The 2,532-nt window shown below is 29.3% G+C and carries 2 protein-coding genes; both read right to left on the bottom strand.

Translation table 11 applies throughout. The features are described from left to right. Positions 1-340: 340 nt before the first annotated feature. Positions 341-895 carry a CBO0543 family protein gene (locus tag VIM70_RS09650; RefSeq protein WP_331945544.1) on the bottom strand — a complete coding sequence of 185 codons (555 nt, stop codon included), beginning with the start codon at positions 893-895 and terminating at the stop codon, positions 341-343. 113 nt (positions 896-1,008) lie between these two features. Next, the gene (locus tag VIM70_RS09645) at positions 1,009-2,013 is read right to left on the bottom strand and encodes a DUF3231 family protein (RefSeq protein WP_331945543.1); all 1,005 of its coding nucleotides are present in this window, start codon (positions 2,011-2,013) and stop codon (positions 1,009-1,011) included. Positions 2,014-2,532: the final 519 nt, after the last annotated feature.

The following is a 2,532-nucleotide window of genomic DNA, read 5'->3' as shown; positions in this document are numbered from 1 at the left end:
ATAAAAAACACAAAGGCACAGAAGGGTTTCCGATTGCCTTTGCAATTAAATATATACCCATAAAATTTATTAAATATGACTCTAACGAACTTTTTATTCTCTAAAATACAAAAGGCATTCAAGATAACACTTATTATGTTGAATGATTTTTGTTCTATAAAATATAAAGAAAATAAAAAAAAGTAGTGGGGGCCCACTACTTTTTTAATAATTACGAAAATTTTACAATTTACAATTTATAAATATAGTTTGACCAGCAAATATAAATATTATACTAGCTAAACATTGATATTGTAATTGTGAACAAATGAAATATCAATATAAAGAAAAAAGGCATTAATTATTTCAATTTAGTAAATTTATTATTCGATGCTAAATAATTCGCAACTAAATATATGAAGATCATTATAGGGACAGAGTAATAATACTCCCATTGTATCGTTACATACATCCCAAGCATCACATTCAAGGGCTCAAACATAAAAGAACTAGTTAAAGAATATATTACTGCTTTAATATAAGGACTTACATTAGGAAAATACTGTATACATAGCATAGTAGCAACAGGTAATACACAAACATCAAAGGTAATAAATTCTGGCATTAAAGGAAACACCATTATTGGGTAATTCCATAAGTGCATTGTTATACCAATATCATCCAAAGCAGAGGAAAATACCATAACAAAAAGGGCAACATATAACAGTCTGTCTGTACTTTCTTTTTTTCTAACCAATAACCAAATAATCCACGGTAAAATAATAAATGATACGGCTATCCACCATCTCCAAGTAAATAGGATATTATTTTTCCAAAAATCAAAAAACTCTACATGAATATGATGTAGTTTTTCATACAAACTATCTGATTTATTAAGCAGTGTGTTCCAATCCATAATTAATCTACCTCTCAATCATAAAATCCTATATCCTGTTTAATTTCTATTCATCCATTTGTTTTATGTAAAAATTACGAACTATCATTTATTCAATCCCTTACGCCTCAATCTTAGACTCCCACTAAATTTTCATGTTTTACAGCTTGTGGGGGTTGTTCTAGCCATCTGTTATCAATCATAATATCTGCACCATTTTTATTATACTTCATAGTTTTAACTAGATATTTCATGTATTTACTCTCAAGATCGCTCCTCATAGTATCTGCCATTGCCATACCCAAACTGCTTATTCTTGATGAATATAACACTGCTGAATGATTCATCATCAATTTTTCTGAGAAAGGTGAAACTGTAGAATCAGTTACAAATGAGTCTGAAATCGATGGAATTGGAATGTCTTCCTTAGTCAAAAGTCCAGTTAATTCACGAATTTTTTCTGTCTCAATATCTTTGCCTTCAAAAAAATAATCAGAAACTTTTTTATCTTGAGATACTTGACCAAATCCCGTTGTAATTGCTCGCCCAACTAAATTCGAAAAAATAATTCTGAAAATATGAGTTATTTCACCTGTAAGCAATGGTCTTTTTTCTCCAAACCAGTCTATAATGAAGCTTTTATTTTTTACATATTGAACTTCCTTAGTAACTTCTACACGTGGAGCCCTTATAAATATACCTTTTGATAACCTTAAATCTGCTGAATTGTTATAAAGGTCTAAGTATTCATTAATACGTGTTGAAAAGTAAGCCCTAATGTCAGAGCGTGCTATTTGATTTATAATTAGAGTGTGATTATGCATTCCTATTCTTGCCATAAAGCTCAAATAAGCCAAGTAGAAAGAATCAGTAAATAAACGTGGAGCATTTACATTTACATCTTTATCAGTAAATCCTTCTGGAATAGTCAATTCCTCTTTATTAAACATATTCGTTAATTCTTCAATATGCTGATTGGATAAATCTAAAGTTTGTTGTAAAATATCGCGAATTTCACTATCTTCTACATTGTAAATACAATGTTTAATTATACAAACCATCATAGTGTCACTCATGTAAGAATTCCACAAGCCTGCTATTTCTGATGAAATCAAAGGAATTTTAGTTATATCACCCATAAAAACAACCTCCTAAATTAAAATAGATAGAATTAGTTTCTCACTTTTTTATATATTGATACACATTGTTTTTGTGATGCTACATATTACAATTTTCTAATTTTCATTTTTAAATTTAAATATTATCTAACAATTTTAAAAATACTAAAACTACAATTAATAAAATAAGTATGCAATTTTTAAGGAGCTTAAAAGGTTGGCTTCTTTTTTTATTTACCATAAAACAATCTCTCATAATGTCATGTATAAAGTGAAAATAGTGCATAAAGGGAGTGTATATTCTCAATTAGACACCATTATTAGCAATAATATGGGGGGTTATTATATACATAAGACTAACAATGAGTCTATAGGCTACATAAGAGCAAATAAAAATGTCGTGAAATGAATAGGTTCGGATTCAGATGTTGAGCCGATAAGAGCTATCATCTTAAGTATATACTTAGACGACGGTAGCTACGAAAGTTGCTCAATGTCTGAAACGAGCTATTGAACGATGCCGCGTTAGCTCTACTATGG

It is taken from the genome of Clostridium sp., from assembly GCF_036569345.1.
Lineage (GTDB): Bacteria > Bacillota > Clostridia > Clostridiales > Clostridiaceae > Clostridium_AD.
This window is presented reverse-complemented; position numbering and strand designations above follow the sequence as displayed.